The organism is Lacinutrix chionoecetis (genome assembly GCF_053604665.1).
Genome location: NZ_JBSHNQ010000087.1, coordinates 291,894 through 308,529 on the forward strand (window position 1 = coordinate 291,894; position 16,636 = coordinate 308,529).

A 16,636-nucleotide genomic window follows, 5' to 3' on the forward strand; every position below is an offset into this window, starting at 1 on the left:
AAAAAGTTAAATTCTTATGTTATAAATAATCAATGGTTTTAAATCATAACAACTAACGATGTTTATTAAAATTTTAGTGTGTAAATATTTAATTTAAATCTTCAAAAAACTTACTTAGATCCATTTGGTGAGCATCTATTATTTTAAGCAAACTCTCAAAAGTAAAATTCGTACCCTTTTCCATTCTCCAGTACTGCATCCTTGATATGTCATTTTCAATAGCAAAATTCTCATAAGAAGTATAACCCTTTTCAATTCGGATAGCTTCTAACTTCTTGGCTATTTTCATTATTCTAGGATCTAATTTCTTTTCAGTTTTGTCCTCTGATTTTTTGTTCCTTTTTACCATGATACTAGGTGTTCCGTATCTGGTAAAAATGGCTAATTTACTCAAATAAAATTACACCATATAAATTACCACATATATAAACATTTTTATTATGTTTGTCTCCATATTAATTAAAATTAAACCTTATGAAAAAATTTCTTCTTTTAGCAGTTTTAGTGACAATCTTCTCCTGCAAACCAAAAATCACATTAACTGAATCCGAAGCACTCACCATTCTGAAACAAGATTATAAAGGCGATTGTTATAGCTTTATTTATGACCGAATGAATGACTGGAAAGAGAACAGAAACTATATCAATGCTTATCGAGAATTAGAAGCTCTAAAGCTTGTAACACTTACAAAGAAGCCTACTTACATTAATGGAAGACCAACTGGTGATATAATTTCATGGCAACCAACCACTGAAGGATTAAAGTATAAGAGTAAAAAAAGTAATCAGTATAAACTGACCGAGCTCAATATAAAAGAGATTATAGGGATTTCCGTTAATCAAGAAAACAAAACGGCAATGGTGCGTTTTTCTTATGAACTGATATACACACCGTTTAAAAAGGTACAGAATAGATCTTACACTAATTGTAAAAGTGCTACTGGAGAATATGAACTAGAGTTTATTCAATACGATACAGGCTGGAAAATCAAGAAATAAAAATGTCCTCATTTGCTTTTAGCATTTTGAGGACACTTTTTAAAAAATCATTAAGAAATTATTTGTTTATTTAATATTAGTTCCAGAAAAGGCATACTTAGCAACCAATCCAAATGTAATTCTCTTGCCTAAAGTATTTTCAGCATTTTTTTGTGTTTTAAAGAGGTCGTTAGTCTGCAAGAAAATCCCTCCTAAAATTTGATTCTTTCTTGTGTTAAAAGCAAATAATCCACCACCTAAAACTGTATTATTATTTATAGTCTCACTTCTTTCATAAAAGCGATGTCGCATATATGCACTTGCTGACAAGTATAATCCACCATCTCTCTTTTCTAATGGTATTAATTTAGCGTACTCAATGTTTATAGAATGTCTTAAATATCTATCGAACTCACCTTTGAATGCTTTTACGGTTTCCGTGCTAGTAAAGGTTCCTGAAGAGATGGTTTCATCTACAGAAGTTAATGAGAACTCAACTTCTTTCAATGCTTCAATATTATTTAAATAAGCAGACGTAAAACTAATTCCTGCGTAGTGATTTTCGTAATTATAATTATAACCAATTTCAGCTTGCCATCCATTAAAATTTACACCTTGAAATCTTTCACCTACAGTATTTGCTCCATTATTAAGATCATAATCAAAACTTGAGCCATTAAAACCTCCTCTTACATAGACTAAATGATGTCTGTATGTTACTGTCGACTCATAATTTTTCAACTCTTTTACTACTGCATCATATGATTCTCCTTTCTCTATTATTGGAATAAATTTAAATACAATTTCATCGTGTGCTAATTGCCCTTCAGCTAATTGTTGTTCAATTTTCAATTGCTCATCCTCTGAAATAGTTCCACTTATTAAAGTTTCTCTAAGGACTATCTCTTTGGCTTTATATTCACTTTTTAGCGTTTTTAATTGCCCTTTAAGTTTATCAGTAGGTTGTTTATCCTTGACATCTATTTTACTTTTTGATTTTAATATTTTTAATAAAGGGTTAAGTATTATCTCATCTGAAAATTTTTGATTTAAAAAGCTATTATAAGCATCTGAAAGAGCTTCTTTATCTCTATCTAATTTTCTAGATAAAGCCACCAAATTATCTCTTTCTTGAATATTTTCATTTGTGTCAAAGGTCTTCTTAGAGGAAAAAGCTAAAAGACCATTGATCGATGCACTAGATGCAATTTTTTCTTTTGAAAATAAAACAGAGGTGCCATTAACAGCTTTTCCACTTAATCTCGTACCATATAAAAACTTGTTATTATCTGAACTTGACGAGAAGTAATTAATATAATCTATGGTTGCAATATTATTGGCAATATCCAAATTGAGTTGAGCAGATGGTAGAATTATATTACTATAGCCTTCTGTATCTTGGCTTATGGTTTGAGAATAAACAGAGAGTGAAAGTATTGCACCAAATAGCGTTAGAATAAATTTTGATTTCATAATTTTTACTTTAATCTAAATACTAAAAATTTTAATCTGTTTGTACCGTTTGTAACATGGATATCCTCTGAAGCTTTTGGCTCTACTTTTTTAGAAGAACCATTACTCATTATTACATCTGTAATTTCTAATTTCCAACTACCAGAACCTTTACTAGCTATTACTTCGACAAAAATATCTCCAGACGAATTAATTTCAACTCCTTTAATTTTGTTCTCGTCAGGATCTGAAACTTTACCACCTATAGTGACTTTTATATGTTCAACATCTAATGCATCATCGTGGGTAAACTTGTATTTAACAGTAGCATTAGGATCTAAAATAGCCACACTAGTTTGATTACTACCAGAAGAATTTAATTTTTCATTATCAGAGACTTTTCCTGTTGCATCTACAGCTTCACTACCAGAGACTGCTTCCATCTTTTCTGATGTATTAGCTTCAGTTGCTGATTCAGATGTTTCTTTGCAGTTAAAAAAGATTAACACCATGATAAACCCAAATATGAGTCTAAAGTTTTTTAAATGTTTCATTATTGGTTAGTTTTATTTAGTTTAGAATGCAATAAACTTAATTAAATATTTTATACTAAACAATGCGTAGAATTACGTATTTTTTTATTCACATCTTCAATGTCCTTAAAAATGTCCTCATCTCCTAACCATTAGCAATTTGAGAACATTTTGGTCTCGATGATCATAAATCAGAGACAGCTTGTGTTTCCTTTTAGCGACATCTTGAGCAAGATTGTGTTTGCACAGTTCAGTTGAACTTAAACAAACACATTCTTGGCAAAGGGATTCCCTTTTGCATTACCCTTAAGACAAAAAAAGAAGACAGGAGAATAAATTCGTCCTGTCTTGTTCTTTAGTCATATTTAATCAGAAATTAACGTTCTAAACCTAAATCTTTAGATTTTGGATAATTTTTATTGAGTTCTGAAAGTCGTGATTTTACTTTATTAAGAGCTTGTAACCGCTCTTTAGAAAAACCAAGTATTTTGAGACGATACCGTCTTTTGTTACCTTGTAGACCAGCGATTTTCCCATTACGAATATAGGCGTTTTCATTTTCCAAAGCTTTGAGAAAACTCTGCTCTGAATTTGAGCGATTATAGAGTTCTGCAAGTCGTATACTAAGGCGTTGTTTTTCAGAGAACTTCCCTTTTAGATTTATTTGGTATTCTGCATCTTTAAGTACGACCTGGACTTTTTTTTTGAGTGATTAATACGACTATGTTTAAGCCCTAATGTTTTGTCCTGCCAAGCTTCCATTCTATTTTTTACTCCTGCAAATTCTTTGCGAGATAAGTAGCAGGTTTTACCAGTACCAACCTCCACAGAACTGGCAAGACTGTGCAGATGTAAATGCTCCTTATCATAGTGTGGAATGGAAACCACCATAGAATTTGGATAACGTTCTTTAGCATATTGTCTGGCAACGGATTTAAGCTGTTTTTGAGTCAATGTATCTTCTTTTGAAAAAGATAAAATCGAGTGGTAAAATTTCGTTTCTCCTTTACGTTTAAAAAGTCTATTCTTATCATTGGTTTTAAATTGAGTCATCATATTGGCAATACGCTTCTCCATAATCATGGATATTTCTTCCATGTCATTTTCAATAGAAGCTAAAGCATTCTCAAATGGTCTATCTCCAAGTACAAAACGACGGAAAACTTCTCCAGTTCCGTTAATTCCTTTAGTTAAAACGTATCGTAGTGCTTTTTCCATACCAATATAGCTTTTGATACTTTTTTCTTTGATTATCATAAGGTTGTCTATTTAAATTTTGATAGTTCTTTTTCTAATTCCATGACTGCATTATAGGCGTCCTGTAGAGCATGAGGATTATCTCCACTTTCAATATCTTCTAAAAGATTAATGAGCCTCATATTGGTTTGGTAAACACGCCCAAAGAGTGCTCTGTCAAAAGCTTCTAGTTGATTATTATCAAGAGCCAAATCAACTGCATAGTATAAATATTGAGATCTTGAGTACTTCCCTCTTTTAATATCAATACGCTTAAGCTTTTTTTGATCTAATCTTAAAGTAAATTCTTTTAGTTCTCGACGCTTTGTTTTTCTATATGCTTTATACCATAATTTCCAATACTCTCTTTTTGCATTTTTTATCTGTAGTGCAGTAGGTAGATCTACAGCTGATAATACGTTATCCAGATAGTCATAAATAGACGTGTATGGGAATTCGCTAGCCATTGCATTTAATAATCTAAATCTAATGTTCCAAAATCTTTATCTTTAAGATTATTCAGTGTTTTCATGCGCTGATGAACTATATGCTCTTTATTATTACTCTGACTATTATCTCTTAAGTTTTCCATTCTTTTTGAAGTCTCAAGAAGTTTGCTTTTACTTTTCTTAAATATTGACAGTCGCATTTGTCTTAAGAATTGCAATTCACTAAGGACATCTTCTTTCGTTTCTAAATGATGAATTCCTGTAATATTGAGACTTTCATAATTACTAGTATAGGGATTGTAAAGGCTTAACTTTCCATCTCTAAATTCATAACCAGTAAATACCTCTATAATCTTGGTCAGTGCAATTTCTTTCTGGTTTTGGTTTTTAAGTGTTGATATAAATAACATCTCTAATGAATCACAACCATAGTTCTGTTTTAAGTGTGTATTGATATTTTTATAACTAATTTTAGGTTTCATAATATTGTTTTTAATTGTTAATACTGTTGTTTGAATTCTCATTATTTATGCGATAAGCCTCTAAATCGATATACTGAATAGTATATTGAGGAACAAACTCTTCTAAATTTTCCTCAATTTCTAACGCTAGCTTCTTTTTCAATCGAATTTGCTTGTAGGCTGGCGTCACTTTCATTTTAAGAGGCTTTTGACCATTGGGAATAACGAGTATCTCATGATCCATCTCACGAATAGCATTAGCCGACATTAAGGGTACAGTCTTTTTGTTTCCTGTTTTAGAATCCTCAATGGTCTTTGTCCCTAATAATTTTTCAAGCTCAAAGGCTTTCTTATCCTGTCCACCGTAATAGACTTTCACAAAACAGTTCTGAAGGATATTATCTTTTAGTTCGTTGTAAGGACTTAAAAGTGACTCGTCCTGTAGTATCAAACATTGTGGTATACGAAATTTCCTACTATTACTGATGATATTACTGTAATCAGAAAGTCCAGGTATCAGACTCGAAAACTCATCCAAAAGCATCATAATATCTAGATCATTTTCGCTTGGAAGCTTTGAAAACGCATAGCGATAAAAACTACCTAGTATTAAAGAAATCATTGGTGCATAAAATGCACTATCACTCACTGGTGATTGTATAAAAAGCACATGCTGTGATTTGCGAAAGTCTTCAAATGAAATATTAGTTATTGAAGTTATATCACATAACACAGGGTTATCACCAAGCCATGAAAGACTACTGAGTGCTGTGGCTGTTATTGATTTAAGGGTACGTTCGGAATTACCTGCAAGTGCCTTAAATTTTACCCAAACAGCTTCAGATGCTTTTTCAGCCATGTAGCGTTCAACAACTTCTGGAGACCCTTGATATTCTAAAATAAGCCTATAAACATTCCCTAAGTTGGCATAATTTTTAGGTTCAGATTCTACAACGTGCTGTATAAAAAGTGAGAGACAATCCTCTGCTGCCAAAGAGAAGAAATCTGCTTTTTTATTACTAAAACCCATAAGAGATTTACTAATTTTACGAATGGCATTCATATCTCCTTTACAACCATCTAAAGGGTTTATATACACATCGGTTTTTTCATTAAGACTCATAATATGCGATGTTGCTCCAATACTTTTAAGATATGGTACAGCGCTAGTAAGTTCACCAGAATTATCATTCACTAGCATTGAGGACTGTGCATTTAAAAGCGTAGGAAAAATGTGCGTTTGTGTCTTCCCTTTTCCACTTCCAGCCACCACACAAAAGTTTCGTCTGGAGGTGTCTAAATTCAAAAAGCGTTTTCCGTCCACAGACCACCCTTTATTAGATTTAGAAATGAGTTTTGATGCATTACCAAAAGAAGCTCCTGTATTTTGATGCGTATCAAACAGGTTTCCGATACCATCAAAAATGCTGTTTAAGCCATCTAGTAATAGGTCTATTATAATTTTCATAGCGATTGTTTTTTAGAGGTTAATCAATATATTTTTCTGTTATTTTACCTACTAGCTTGGCTAGTCCTTCTATAATTTTGGAGGTGCAGTACACGCCTAGCAAGAATAGTTTCCAAAAGGCTAAAAGGATATTGCCAAACATTGAAAAGGCAGTTTTTACTTTACTCATAGCTTTAATTGTTTAACTAGACCTATTTCAATAGTAAGTCCTGAGTCTTTAAATAATTCTCTATATACTTGAACCATATTTCTAAAAAGCCTGTTAGCTTCACTCGTTTTAGGGTAGTAAATGATATACAGTGTTATACCTTTTAAATCTGGAATATCAAGTTGGGACTTCAATAGCATAGCAACCTCACTAGGATGATTTTGTAAACGTATTAGACTCTCATAGTCATAGACATTAAATACATCAGAGAACTCATTAAGATCGCTGTAGAGTAAGACTTCTTTTTCTGAATGTGTTGTCTTAGACAATGTATTAAATTCCATCATGAGAGGATATAAAATATTTGAGCTTTGAAAGGCGTATTTTTGTTTATTCTCTCTAATGATTAGACTGTCTAATCTTGAATAAAACAGTTCTATAGCACCACCACGCTCGATAGTGTTACCTAAAATAGAGGAAGCTTCTAATTCTAATTTATAGGATGTACTGTAATCTACATTACCAATGTTTTGAAATGTAATGGTGACACCAGAATTTGGCTCGGCTTTTAAATCCATTAAAGACTGAATATCTTTAATCGATGGCGATGGTATTATATCTTCAGTACGATCTGCTAATACAGATATTGCAACTGATTTAGGGCTACTTATCTCACATGAGATAAATAGTAAAAGGCTGGTAATTATAATAAGTCTTCGCATAATTCAAATTGGGTTTTATCAATGGTTTGGTATTTTACATCTAAGGCAGGCAAGTCTTTCTCACGACCCTGAAAGAGAACATCGCATTTTGAGTTGGTGCGCAAATACAATTCACTTCGAAACTCCTCAAAACAACCAACATATCGTGTAGTGACATCATTCTCTAGTTGCTGAGCCAGTAGTAGGAAATTATAATGGTCACGAAGCTTTTTATGAAGCTCTGGCACTTGACTGTTTCTTTCAGCAATAAGTGCCTCTCGCTTTTGACTTAGCTTTTTTATTTCGCTTAAATCACTACGATATTTCTTATAAGCATTCATTTCATCTTTAGTGGGACGATAAACAAAGACTAAATAGCAAGAAATGAGATAACCGAAAAAGGCAATGAGTGTTGGCACCATAGGTGAGGAAATAAAAATCTCAGCCATTTTAGGATTTGCAAGTATAAGCGACTGAATACGCATCTTTGAAAACAAGAGGAAAATGGTGAAAATAGGTGTAGCAAAAAGTAAAAAAATCAGGAGTTGCCTTTTAGGTTTACCTTGACCAAATTGAGTAACGTATTTTGGGGTGATATGTCCCCACCAGAAAATGACTAAAGCAGAAATAAGTGAAATCGCAACAGCACTTAAAGCTCCACCACCTAATAACTGGTAGACACTAAAATTAGCAACAAGTTCAAAGCCTGCCAAAAAGTACAATACCCATACTATTTTATGAGTCCAAGTCCTTACTTTAGCAACAAGTTTATCAGAGGCTTCATTAATTTTTCCTTTGCGAAGAGCTAGTTTATCGTCTGTCTCTTTTATTTTTCGATTATGGTCTTCAATTACCGCTTTTGCATTGCTGATATCTTGCTCAGATTGAAAAACACTAAGAGCTCCAGCTAAAGATTGATCTATCTTATCAATTAATCGCTGATAATCAGATTTCATTGCCCCCAAGAAATCTCGAATTTTTGCATTTTTTAATAGGTTTTTAAAATCTATAGACGCTATTTTCTGAGCTGTCTTCTGATGTTTGATAATTAATGAGACGTCTTTAGCTTCAATCTCATCCATGAGTTCCTTATGGATGATTCTTGTATGGGTTAGATCTTGTTTCTTTTTTTTAAATAGTTTCATAGGAATAAATTTTAAGTGAATGAATTATTAAAACGAAAAGCTACTTCCTATTAGAGGAAGTAGCTTTATGATATAAATATAGGAAGCAAACTGAGTTTTCAAGTAAGAAAAGCTGTCGTTGTTTGGGTTGTGTTTTAAAACAACATCACAGATGTGCTCTGCTTTTTTTAATAGCCAAGTTTTACGTTCTTCTTCCCATACCAGATTTGCTAGTTTATATTTGGTATTAGCTCTAGTGAATAAAAAACGAAGCTCTAGTTTTTTAACTGAACGTTCAAACGCTGAAGTAGCCATGTCATCGAAAAAATCGTTTGCAGTCTCTAGGTCTTCTATATCTTGAGTTGTTTTATATTGGTATATGTGACAACGTCCGTTTAAATATAGATCCCAGATATAGTGTTTGTTACACAATATATCCGCATCTAATTCTTTAAGTTTTTTAAAGCCTAGCTCTCTGTAGCTTTCGGATTTAATAAGCGATTCGATGGCAGTTAAACATCTTTTGTTTTCTTTGAACTGGGGAGCAGATTGCTCTCTGGTGTTTAAGTGTTTCATTTTGTAGTCTTTAGAAATTAATGATAATTAGTTCTAAAGCCACTTTTGCGATGCTCCGACTAGCTAGACATGATTATATAAATAAGTATAATAGTATCTAGCCTTAAAAGTTGTGTCACCAACTTTTAAGTTTAGTCGATTTATCTTAAAATTTGGCTTTAAGATAATCGACCCCATCATTAATTTGATGGGTTTTTCATTACAATAATGAACGTCAATTACTGATGGTAATTTATTTATAACATATTGTTAATCACCTATTTAAAACTCATTAAAATATCCATTTAGACATCCATTTATCCATTGCTTTATCCATTTTGAAAAGAATTGAGATTATAAAAAAGAAGTTCGAAGGCTCTATTCCAAAAGAGTATAATTTGTTGGAATTTGAAAATGAAGAACTACTTACACTTATTGAAGATGAATTATTTATTATCTCTTTTGTAACTGAGAAATGGAGTAAACAAGGTCTTAGACCAACATCTAAGCCTTCAGTTAAAGGTGAAAATAAAAAAGCCGAAGTGAAAAAAGAAACTCCAAAGCCAAATCTAAAAAAGTAGATTATGGAAGAGTTTTTAGATTTTTTTGACTCACAAGAGAAAGCGATTCATCATGCGATATGGCTTAATTTTAAATACCGTATTGCTAAAATTACATTTGGAGTGATACACGGTCCAGATAATAATTGGGCGGTACTGGAAGAAGCGACTGCAAAAGACATGGGAATAGCATTCTTGGATGTATTATCTAATGAATATTCTAAGTTAAGTTACGATCATATACGTCATATAAAAATGGATACAGATCCGTTACCTCATTTAGAGACTATTCTTGGACTGTTTTCATCAGTTGATGGTGAACTCTTACGTTTTATTATTCAAACCAAATTACCGCTTGATAAATTAATTCGACATGAATTAGCTTCTCGTGGTTACGATGAAAATCATCGTTGGTGCGGTTTTGATAAAGCACAAGATATTTGGCTTAATGAATAATTGAATACTTTAAACACCCTTCTTTTTAGATTGGTGTTTTTTAATGTCGAAGGCAGTTATTTTAAATAGAAATGTTGAGGACTAAATAAGATATTTATCCTCTATTTTACCAAAATAAATTTATCATAATACCAACAATTAAACTTTATTAATAGTTTTGAATCTTGTTATAATTCAATTAAACCAAAACTTTTACCTTAATAAAATTAGACCTGACTTCAGAAATACAATTTAGTCTTTAAAAAATATTTTTATTTGTTTTCTGACTATTGAATCCAATTATTTTTTTGTGTTAAAATTTAAGCATATCTTTTGGATTGTAATTAAAATATTATTTGAAGAATGGAATTTGAAATTAATATGATTAATGTAAAAGATGGTGATGCTATTATTATAATGTTAAAGAAAAATGATAAAAAAGCTTTAATACTTATTGATGGTGGTTATAAAAAACATTATCCAAAAATCAAAAAAAGATTGATGGAGATTTTACCTGAATTTAATAATAGAATTGACCTTCTAATTTGCACGCATTATGATAATGACCATATAGGCGGGGTTGAGAAAATACTGGATGATTACCATAACATTATTCAAGAGATTTGGATACATAAAATAGCCGATAGTTTAACTATCCAAAATGAAATGATGAGACAATCTTTATTTAATTTGGAAGTAATGAACAGCCAAAAGAGTATGGAAGAAAAACTAAATAAAAATGAAGTTCACAATTCTAATTTAATTTTAGAGGGATATAAAGACCTAATAAGGACTACTCAAAAGATTGTAGACTATGGACTTGAAGATAAAACTAAGGAAGTTACTAAAGGTGATTATCTGAGAGGTTTTAAAGAATTCCAAGTTATCAGTCCAACTGCAGAATATTACAATTCATATTTAGACGAGCTGAAAGATGAGAAATTCATCAGAGAAATACCTTTTATTTTTTATGAAAACAACATGATTGAAATTGAAAATAGTTTAATACCTCCATGCGAGCAATTAGAAAAAAGTAGTATTACAAATCATGTAACAGCAACTAATATGGTAAGCATCGTAACTTTGTTAAAAACTGAAAACAAAAAATTACTATTTACTGGAGATGCCGGAATAGAAACATTTGAAAAACAAAATTTGTTAAACGGTGATCTAAGGAGTATTGATTGGTTAGACCTACCACATCATGGTAGTAAGAATAACACTTCATTATCAATGTTAGAGCATTTTGATCCTCAAACAGTGTTTGTTTCAGCTAAATATTCATCAAACAGACCATCAAAAAACATTTTAAAATGTTTAGCTAAGAAACGAGCTAAGAACAATGTAATTATCACTAACCAAAATAAAAAAACTTGGTACTTAAAATTTGATAATAGTGGTAAAACAGAACGTGTTGAAATGCCTTAATTATGAGAAGAATAACTGTCTTTAGTTTCAATAATTCAAAAAATAATTTTTTTTAATAAAAACTTTATACAACCAAATATTATTCTTTTGTATATATAATGTAATCAGTTTTTTCAGAATTAGAAGGAGACATTCCAGTAATATTATTTCTTTTGACTAAAGCGTTTAGCTCTTTAGCAGTTACAGCTTTATTACCATTAATAGATATTAATTCCTCTACTGTATTTAGTTCTATCCATCCAGTTTCACTAACAATATAAAAACTACCTTCAACTTCTAAAAGAACTTCTTGATTTCCTTCTGAGGCTTGTTGCATCTTTTTTCTAAAACTTACTTTCTCTTTTATATTTTCAAACCCTGCCAAAACTCCCTCATAAGAAGTTCCATTCCCAGAAGATGACAACTCAGAAAATGATTGGCTCTCACTTTTTTTATCTTTTAAACCAAAATAATAAACTGTTCGATGGTTTCCTGATAAATCACCCCAGCGTTCTCTTTGTATCAGTGGGTCATATTTCGCTGCATCAATCTTTAAGGAAAATTCAATTTCTCCTTCTTTGTTTGTCTCCAATTTAGAATTAAAATATCCATTTTCATTAGTAGTTGTCAAAATTTTTTCTGTTTTATTATTATATATATTAACTCCAGATATAGGGGTTAAATTTTCAGAATCTACTACAAGTCCAGTAATATAAATTGTTCTCATATTTGATTTTTTTTGTGCACAGCCTATTTGAAAAAAATATATCAGAAGACAAAATACAATTGGTTTAATTAATCTCATTTTAAATTATTTTAAATTACACTTGTATAAAACGAATAACTACCCTTTTTTATTATTTAATTCCCCAATTCTAATTGATTTTTTACTAAAGAATAATATTTATTTTGTGTCTTAATTAATTCATTATGTGTTCCTTTTTCAATTAGCTCTCCGTTTTCCATAACAATTATTTGATCAGCATTCTTAACAGTACTTAATCTGTGTGCGACTACAATAACTGTTCTACCTTTAAAAAAGGTATTAAGATTATTTAATATACTTTTCTCTGTATTTGCATCAAGAGAACTAGTGGCTTCATCAAAAAACAAAAACTCAGGACTTTTATATATAGCTCTTGCTATTAAAACTCTTTGATTTTGTCCTCCACTTAGCTGAATCCCAACATTACCAATTTTCGTCTCGACACCCAAAGGAAGAGAGTTTATAAATTCACCTAAACAAGAGATTTTGATAGCATTACTCAAAGCTTCTTGATTTATATATTCATTTTCAGAAAGCGTTATGTTATATTTAATAGAACCAGAGAAAATATTTCCATCTTGCAGAACAACACCACATTTTTCCCTCCAACTATCTGCATGTAATTGTTCAAAATTTTTATTTCCTAAATAAATATTTCCAGAGTTAGGGCTATAATATTTCATTAACAACTTCATTAATGTTGTTTTTCCACTGCCACTAGTTCCTACAATTGCTGTTATTTTATTCTTTGGAACCAACAGAGACAAATTGTTTATTACAAATGGATTAAAACTTCCAGGATACTTAAAGGTTACATTATCTAAAGTAATATCTTTGACCTCATAGGTTTCATTTTCATAATCTGATTTGATTAATTCATCTTCATTAGAAACACTATACACATCTTGAACTCTTCTGTTAGAAATTTGAGCATCTTGGACATCTTTTAGATTGTTGATTAAGTTTATAATTGGGCCACTTAATTGACCGATTATGTAAGAAATACTTAGTAAAGTCCCAACAGTCATTTGTGATTCAATAATCAGATATGCACAATAGGCTATAACGCTTAACTCCTTTAATTTAAGAATGAAATTTGCTCCTGATAATTGGTACATATTCAGAAATAAAGATTTTAATTCTAAATCATTTAATTTTAATTGAAGTTTAGTTATTCTTGAAATTATTGAGTTTTGAGCTTGATTTACTTTAATTTCAGGCATATTCATTATAAACTCATAAAGATAATTACTATTATCTGACTGTCGAATAAACATTGAATATTCTATAGTGGCTCTCTTTTTTAAAAAGAAAGCCACCCAAATTATTGAAATAATACTTAAGATTAAGAAAACTAAAAATACAACTTCATTTAAATAAAGTAGGATTAAACTAAAAACTACGAGATTTAAAATATTTATTAAAAAAGATATTCCTTTCCAAGTTAAGAACTGCTGTATTTTAGATAAGTCAGTTAGTCTTAAAAGGGTGTCAGTATTTAAGCGTGTATCAAAATAGCTTATAGGGAGTTTGATTAGTTTCTTTAAAAAATTTTCTTTAAGATTAATTGATAAATTAAAATTAAACTTCGTCAGTAAGTAATCACTATAAAATCTAGAACAAAAATTACCTAAAAATAGAGCTAATTGAGCTAATAATAATGCTAAAACTAAGTTAATTGATTTTGCAATTATACCATCATCTATAATTCTTCTAAATATTAAAGGTATCAGCCAATTTGCTCCAAGACCAATTAATAATAGAAAAAAAGAAAGAAAATATCTATACTTGTATTTTTTAGCAAAAACCTTTAATTCGTCATATAAACCAATATTTTTAAAAGGTTTTTTTCTTTTTCTTTTAGATACTTGAAATTTCTCAGAAGGTTGAAATACTAGACACACCCCTTTAACATTATTTCCTATCCATTCTTTTTCTAAGAGGTCTTCTTCAATAGTAGTAATGCCATAACCAGGATCAGCTATATGATAAAGTACTTTATCTTTTTTTTGTATTATTTTATGGAGAACAACAAAGTGATCTTGTTTCCAAAATAATATTGCAGGTAAAGGGATTTGATTTAAATTTTTTGTGGTAAGTTTTAACCCATTACTTTCAAATCCTAATTTTTTACCTCCTTCGAGAATATCTTTTACAGAAACACCCATTCGAGTTACTGAACATAATCTCTTGGTTTCTTTTAAATCTATATGATTCCCATAGCTATTAGCAATCATTGCTAAACAGGCAGGACCACAATCATTGCTTTCTAGCTGATTAACAAATTTAAACTTCATTAAGTTCTAAAGATCCAGTAATTTCTTCTATTTTAGATATAACAACATCATCTTTCAGCTTATCATCTCCATGATAAACACAATATTCACCGCGACCACCCTCCTCTAAGGCTTCCATAGCATGTTGTGAACAACCTCCATTGCATATAGGCATTAGTCGACAAGTTAAACAAGGCTTGTTTTTAAACTTAATATCCATCCTTCTTTCTAGATAGTTGTTTTCCCATACTAAATCACCTTCATCACTTATATAGCCTGCTCTATTTTCTCTTGTAAAATCCCTTGCTGTACATTTGTAAATATCACCATTGTAATTTATCACGGCACTATTTCTTTTATCTGCATAACACGATTCCGCAACGTTATTTGGAGAATTATGCTTTACTGGGATTCCTTTTGATAATATATATTCAACATTTTTATTCACGATTGATGGTACATCCTCATCGCCTGTGTCTTGCCAAACTCTATGTAAATCAACCAAAAGAAATTCTTTTTTTGTTTTTGCGTCTATTTCATCAAACTCATCAGCTATTTTATAAGCATCTTCGATATTATCTTTAGTATAGTTAATTCTCAAACGAACAGGAAACTCATTTTTTAGTAGAAGTTTCATGTTGTTTACTATCTCAACATAAGATCCTTTAGTCTTTGTAACGTATCTAACTTCGTCATGTTTTTTTCCATAACCGTCTAAAGTAATCTGTAAGGCTGGAGTTATTTTGTGCGATTTAAAGAAGTCAATAAAATAGTCGTTTATTAAATAACCATTTGTTGTAAAACTAACAGAATAATCAACCATGTTTTTTTGACACTCTTTTTGAAGTTTTTTTATTACAGGAGTTACATCTCTCTTAAAGTATAAAAGTGGCTCACCTCCAAAAAAAGCTAAATTGAAAAAATTCATCTCAGGTTTTTTAGCGGTTTTTTCAATAAACCTGCTAACAGTATCTATCATTTCATTTGAAAAGCTCGATTTTTTTATATGTGTTTCATAACAATACCAACATTTAAAATTGCAATTCATTGTTGGATTGATAGTTAATAAAAAACTATCAATATTTTCATCAACATGTTTTACTATTTCTCTTACTTTATTTACTTCGTCTGTATCTTTAGGCACGAGAAAGCCTTCAGATTTTAAATATGCATAAAAATCAGGATGGATTTCTTGAAGTCCATCTATTCCTTCAGCAATAGCAGATTCAAGTAAATCTTTTAACAAAGGATCTATAAGTATAAATTTTTGAACAAAAGAATTATACAGGTAAATTACATTGTCTATTGAAACTATTGAATTAAATTGACTGTATTTCATTGAATTTCTTTTTAATTATATTGAATTTTTTACAAATTTATTTTACTAAATCTCTGAAATAAATTTGAATTCTCAAATAAAATTTCAAGTTTTTTAAAAGAGAGTTATTTTATTATTATACTATTTCAATTACGTTATAAATGAAAATTATTAGTATTACAACTAGGCTTACAATTATCTGCGTTACAACTGTTACTAGTAATTCCCAAATACCTCACCCTTGCCATAAAAGATGACAGGAAAACCTCCAATCTGACCTGTTTGACAGATATTCAAAGAATTGGTTCAAAGTTTTTAATCACTTTATTAGATTATTTCTAAGATTAATTTATATCTACAACAACATGTATTACAGTTAAAATTAACTCCATGTAAAAACCTTAACTTATATTATTTAAATCTTGAAAATAGGCTAATAAAAAAACCTTATAATGTTTGAATAGTTTCATTTAATATAAGGTTTAAATTATTGTTTTAACTAAATCCAATAAAAAGCAATTATTTTAGTTACTAATTATAACTCCACAATTAGTAACTGTATTGCATTTGGTGTTTTGTACGCCTGACCCATCGCAGTTTGAAGCACAGTTGCTCCCCATACAATTGTTACCATTAATTTCATAATCAAAGCCCATAGATGATGATTGGCTTTTAGAAAACCCCCCAATTAATTTACTTTCTGAAGTTTCAGAAATAGGCTCAAAATTAGAAATTCCAAACGATAATTTTATTTTATTCTTCATAATAA

The 16,636-nt window shown here is 30.3% G+C and carries 20 protein-coding genes; 4 read left to right on the plus strand and 16 right to left on the minus strand.

What is annotated here, in order from left to right; all coding sequences use genetic code 11:
• Positions 1-88: 88 nt before the first annotated feature.
• Positions 89-349: a hypothetical protein gene (locus ACVC43_RS16215; protein WP_452225589.1), complete on the minus strand. Its 261-nt coding sequence runs from the start codon at positions 347-349 to the stop codon at positions 89-91.
• A gap of 125 nt (positions 350-474) precedes the next feature.
• Here ACVC43_RS16215 and ACVC43_RS16220 point away from each other — a divergent pair, with 125 nt between their 5' ends.
• Complete coding sequence (locus ACVC43_RS16220; RefSeq protein ID WP_452225590.1) at positions 475-999, plus strand: hypothetical protein; 525 nt, start codon at positions 475-477, stop codon at positions 997-999.
• 66 nt (positions 1,000-1,065) lie between these two features.
• Here ACVC43_RS16220 and ACVC43_RS16225 read toward each other — a convergent pair whose 3' ends face one another.
• The 11 genes from ACVC43_RS16225 to ACVC43_RS16275 all read right to left on the minus strand — a co-directional run bounded on the left by ACVC43_RS16225 (position 1,066) and on the right by ACVC43_RS16275 (position 9,126).
• Positions 1,066-2,451, minus strand: a complete 1,386-nt coding sequence (locus ACVC43_RS16225; protein WP_452225591.1) for a hypothetical protein — start codon at positions 2,449-2,451, stop codon at positions 1,066-1,068.
• A gap of 5 nt (positions 2,452-2,456) precedes the next feature.
• Positions 2,457-2,984, minus strand: a complete 528-nt coding sequence (locus tag ACVC43_RS16230; protein WP_452225592.1) for a hypothetical protein — start codon at positions 2,982-2,984, stop codon at positions 2,457-2,459.
• Positions 2,985-3,339: 355 nt separating this feature from the next.
• Positions 3,340-3,528: a hypothetical protein gene (locus ACVC43_RS16235; protein ID WP_452225593.1), complete on the minus strand. Its 189-nt coding sequence runs from the start codon at positions 3,526-3,528 to the stop codon at positions 3,340-3,342.
• A 95-nt stretch (positions 3,529-3,623) separates the two neighbouring features.
• On the minus strand, positions 3,624-4,220 hold the full coding sequence (locus ACVC43_RS16240) for a relaxase/mobilization nuclease domain-containing protein (protein WP_452225594.1): 597 nt from the start codon (positions 4,218-4,220) through the stop codon (positions 3,624-3,626).
• An 8-nt stretch (positions 4,221-4,228) separates the two neighbouring features.
• Complete coding sequence (locus tag ACVC43_RS16245; RefSeq protein ID WP_452225595.1) at positions 4,229-4,666, minus strand: hypothetical protein; 438 nt, start codon at positions 4,664-4,666, stop codon at positions 4,229-4,231.
• Between the two features lie 5 nt (positions 4,667-4,671).
• On the minus strand, positions 4,672-5,130 hold the full coding sequence (locus ACVC43_RS16250; protein ID WP_452225596.1) for a hypothetical protein: 459 nt from the start codon (positions 5,128-5,130) through the stop codon (positions 4,672-4,674).
• Positions 5,131-5,140: 10 nt separating this feature from the next.
• A complete protein-coding gene (locus ACVC43_RS16255; protein WP_452225597.1) occupies positions 5,141-6,577 on the minus strand; it encodes a type IV secretory system conjugative DNA transfer family protein in 1,437 nt (478 codons plus the stop codon).
• A gap of 19 nt (positions 6,578-6,596) precedes the next feature.
• Complete coding sequence (locus tag ACVC43_RS16260; protein WP_452225598.1) at positions 6,597-6,746, minus strand: hypothetical protein; 150 nt, start codon at positions 6,744-6,746, stop codon at positions 6,597-6,599.
• Positions 6,743-7,447: a hypothetical protein gene (locus ACVC43_RS16265; RefSeq protein ID WP_452225599.1), complete on the minus strand. Its 705-nt coding sequence runs from the start codon at positions 7,445-7,447 to the stop codon at positions 6,743-6,745. Before ACVC43_RS16265 ends, ACVC43_RS16260 begins: the two co-directional genes overlap by 4 nt.
• The gene (locus ACVC43_RS16270; RefSeq protein ID WP_452225600.1) at positions 7,429-8,571 is read right to left on the minus strand and encodes a hypothetical protein; all 1,143 of its coding nucleotides are present in this window, start codon (positions 8,569-8,571) and stop codon (positions 7,429-7,431) included. Before ACVC43_RS16270 ends, ACVC43_RS16265 begins: the two co-directional genes overlap by 19 nt.
• Before the next feature lie 27 nt (positions 8,572-8,598).
• Positions 8,599-9,126: a hypothetical protein gene (locus ACVC43_RS16275; protein WP_452225601.1), complete on the minus strand. Its 528-nt coding sequence runs from the start codon at positions 9,124-9,126 to the stop codon at positions 8,599-8,601.
• 317 nt (positions 9,127-9,443) lie between these two features.
• Here ACVC43_RS16275 and ACVC43_RS16280 point away from each other — a divergent pair, with 317 nt between their 5' ends.
• The 3 genes from ACVC43_RS16280 (at position 9,444) to ACVC43_RS16290 (ending at position 11,528) form a co-directional block, all read left to right on the plus strand.
• Positions 9,444-9,686, plus strand: a complete 243-nt coding sequence (locus ACVC43_RS16280) for a hypothetical protein (protein ID WP_452225602.1) — start codon at positions 9,444-9,446, stop codon at positions 9,684-9,686.
• Positions 9,687-9,689: 3 nt separating this feature from the next.
• Positions 9,690-10,121, plus strand: a complete 432-nt coding sequence (locus ACVC43_RS16285; protein WP_452225603.1) for a hypothetical protein — start codon at positions 9,690-9,692, stop codon at positions 10,119-10,121.
• A 342-nt stretch (positions 10,122-10,463) separates the two neighbouring features.
• Positions 10,464-11,528: a ComEC/Rec2 family competence protein gene (locus ACVC43_RS16290; protein ID WP_452225604.1), complete on the plus strand. Its 1,065-nt coding sequence runs from the start codon at positions 10,464-10,466 to the stop codon at positions 11,526-11,528.
• Between the two features lie 79 nt (positions 11,529-11,607).
• On the opposite strand, the gene ACVC43_RS16295 is transcribed toward ACVC43_RS16290, so the two are convergent.
• The 4 genes from ACVC43_RS16295 to ACVC43_RS16310 all read right to left on the minus strand — a co-directional run bounded on the left by ACVC43_RS16295 (position 11,608) and on the right by ACVC43_RS16310 (position 16,631).
• Positions 11,608-12,312, minus strand: a complete 705-nt coding sequence (locus ACVC43_RS16295) for a hypothetical protein (protein ID WP_452225605.1) — start codon at positions 12,310-12,312, stop codon at positions 11,608-11,610.
• A 56-nt stretch (positions 12,313-12,368) separates the two neighbouring features.
• Complete coding sequence (locus tag ACVC43_RS16300) at positions 12,369-14,570, minus strand: peptidase domain-containing ABC transporter (RefSeq protein WP_452225606.1); 2,202 nt, start codon at positions 14,568-14,570, stop codon at positions 12,369-12,371.
• Complete coding sequence (locus ACVC43_RS16305) at positions 14,560-15,888, minus strand: radical SAM protein (protein WP_452225607.1); 1,329 nt, start codon at positions 15,886-15,888, stop codon at positions 14,560-14,562. The genes ACVC43_RS16300 and ACVC43_RS16305 overlap by 11 nt, the downstream gene beginning before the upstream one ends.
• 503 nt (positions 15,889-16,391) lie before the next feature.
• Entirely contained in the window at positions 16,392-16,631 is a 240-nt protein-coding gene (locus ACVC43_RS16310) for a hypothetical protein (RefSeq protein WP_452225608.1), read from the minus strand.
• Positions 16,632-16,636 lie beyond the last annotated feature (5 nt).

Bases quoted from the DNA above. Each gene is read 5' to 3' on its own strand.
- ACVC43_RS16310 (WP_452225608.1), bottom strand. From the start codon at position 16,631: ATGAAGAATAAAATAAAATTATCGTTTGGAATTTCTAATTTTGAGCCT.
- ACVC43_RS16300 (WP_452225606.1), bottom strand. From the start codon at position 14,570: ATGAAGTTTAAATTTGTTAATCAGCTAGAAAGCAATGATTGTGGTCCT.
- ACVC43_RS16305 (WP_452225607.1), bottom strand. From the start codon at position 15,888: ATGAAATACAGTCAATTTAATTCAATAGTTTCAATAGACAATGTAATT.
- ACVC43_RS16265 (WP_452225599.1), bottom strand. From the start codon at position 7,447: ATGCGAAGACTTATTATAATTACCAGCCTTTTACTATTTATCTCATGT.
- ACVC43_RS16290 (WP_452225604.1), top strand. From the start codon at position 10,464: ATGGAATTTGAAATTAATATGATTAATGTAAAAGATGGTGATGCTATT.
- ACVC43_RS16225 (WP_452225591.1), bottom strand. From the start codon at position 2,451: ATGAAATCAAAATTTATTCTAACGCTATTTGGTGCAATACTTTCACTC.
- ACVC43_RS16215 (WP_452225589.1), bottom strand. From the start codon at position 349: ATGGTAAAAAGGAACAAAAAATCAGAGGACAAAACTGAAAAGAAATTA.
- ACVC43_RS16220 (WP_452225590.1), top strand. From the start codon at position 475: ATGAAAAAATTTCTTCTTTTAGCAGTTTTAGTGACAATCTTCTCCTGC.
- ACVC43_RS16295 (WP_452225605.1), bottom strand. From the start codon at position 12,312: ATGAGATTAATTAAACCAATTGTATTTTGTCTTCTGATATATTTTTTT.
- ACVC43_RS16230 (WP_452225592.1), bottom strand. From the start codon at position 2,984: ATGAAACATTTAAAAAACTTTAGACTCATATTTGGGTTTATCATGGTG.
- ACVC43_RS16240 (WP_452225594.1), bottom strand. From the start codon at position 4,220: ATGATAATCAAAGAAAAAAGTATCAAAAGCTATATTGGTATGGAAAAA.
- ACVC43_RS16285 (WP_452225603.1), top strand. From the start codon at position 9,690: ATGGAAGAGTTTTTAGATTTTTTTGACTCACAAGAGAAAGCGATTCAT.
- ACVC43_RS16260 (WP_452225598.1), bottom strand. From the start codon at position 6,746: ATGAGTAAAGTAAAAACTGCCTTTTCAATGTTTGGCAATATCCTTTTA.
- ACVC43_RS16255 (WP_452225597.1), bottom strand. From the start codon at position 6,577: ATGAAAATTATAATAGACCTATTACTAGATGGCTTAAACAGCATTTTT.
- ACVC43_RS16250 (WP_452225596.1), bottom strand. From the start codon at position 5,130: ATGAAACCTAAAATTAGTTATAAAAATATCAATACACACTTAAAACAG.
- ACVC43_RS16270 (WP_452225600.1), bottom strand. From the start codon at position 8,571: ATGAAACTATTTAAAAAAAAGAAACAAGATCTAACCCATACAAGAATC.
- ACVC43_RS16275 (WP_452225601.1), bottom strand. From the start codon at position 9,126: ATGAAACACTTAAACACCAGAGAGCAATCTGCTCCCCAGTTCAAAGAA.
- ACVC43_RS16245 (WP_452225595.1), bottom strand. From the start codon at position 4,666: ATGGCTAGCGAATTCCCATACACGTCTATTTATGACTATCTGGATAAC.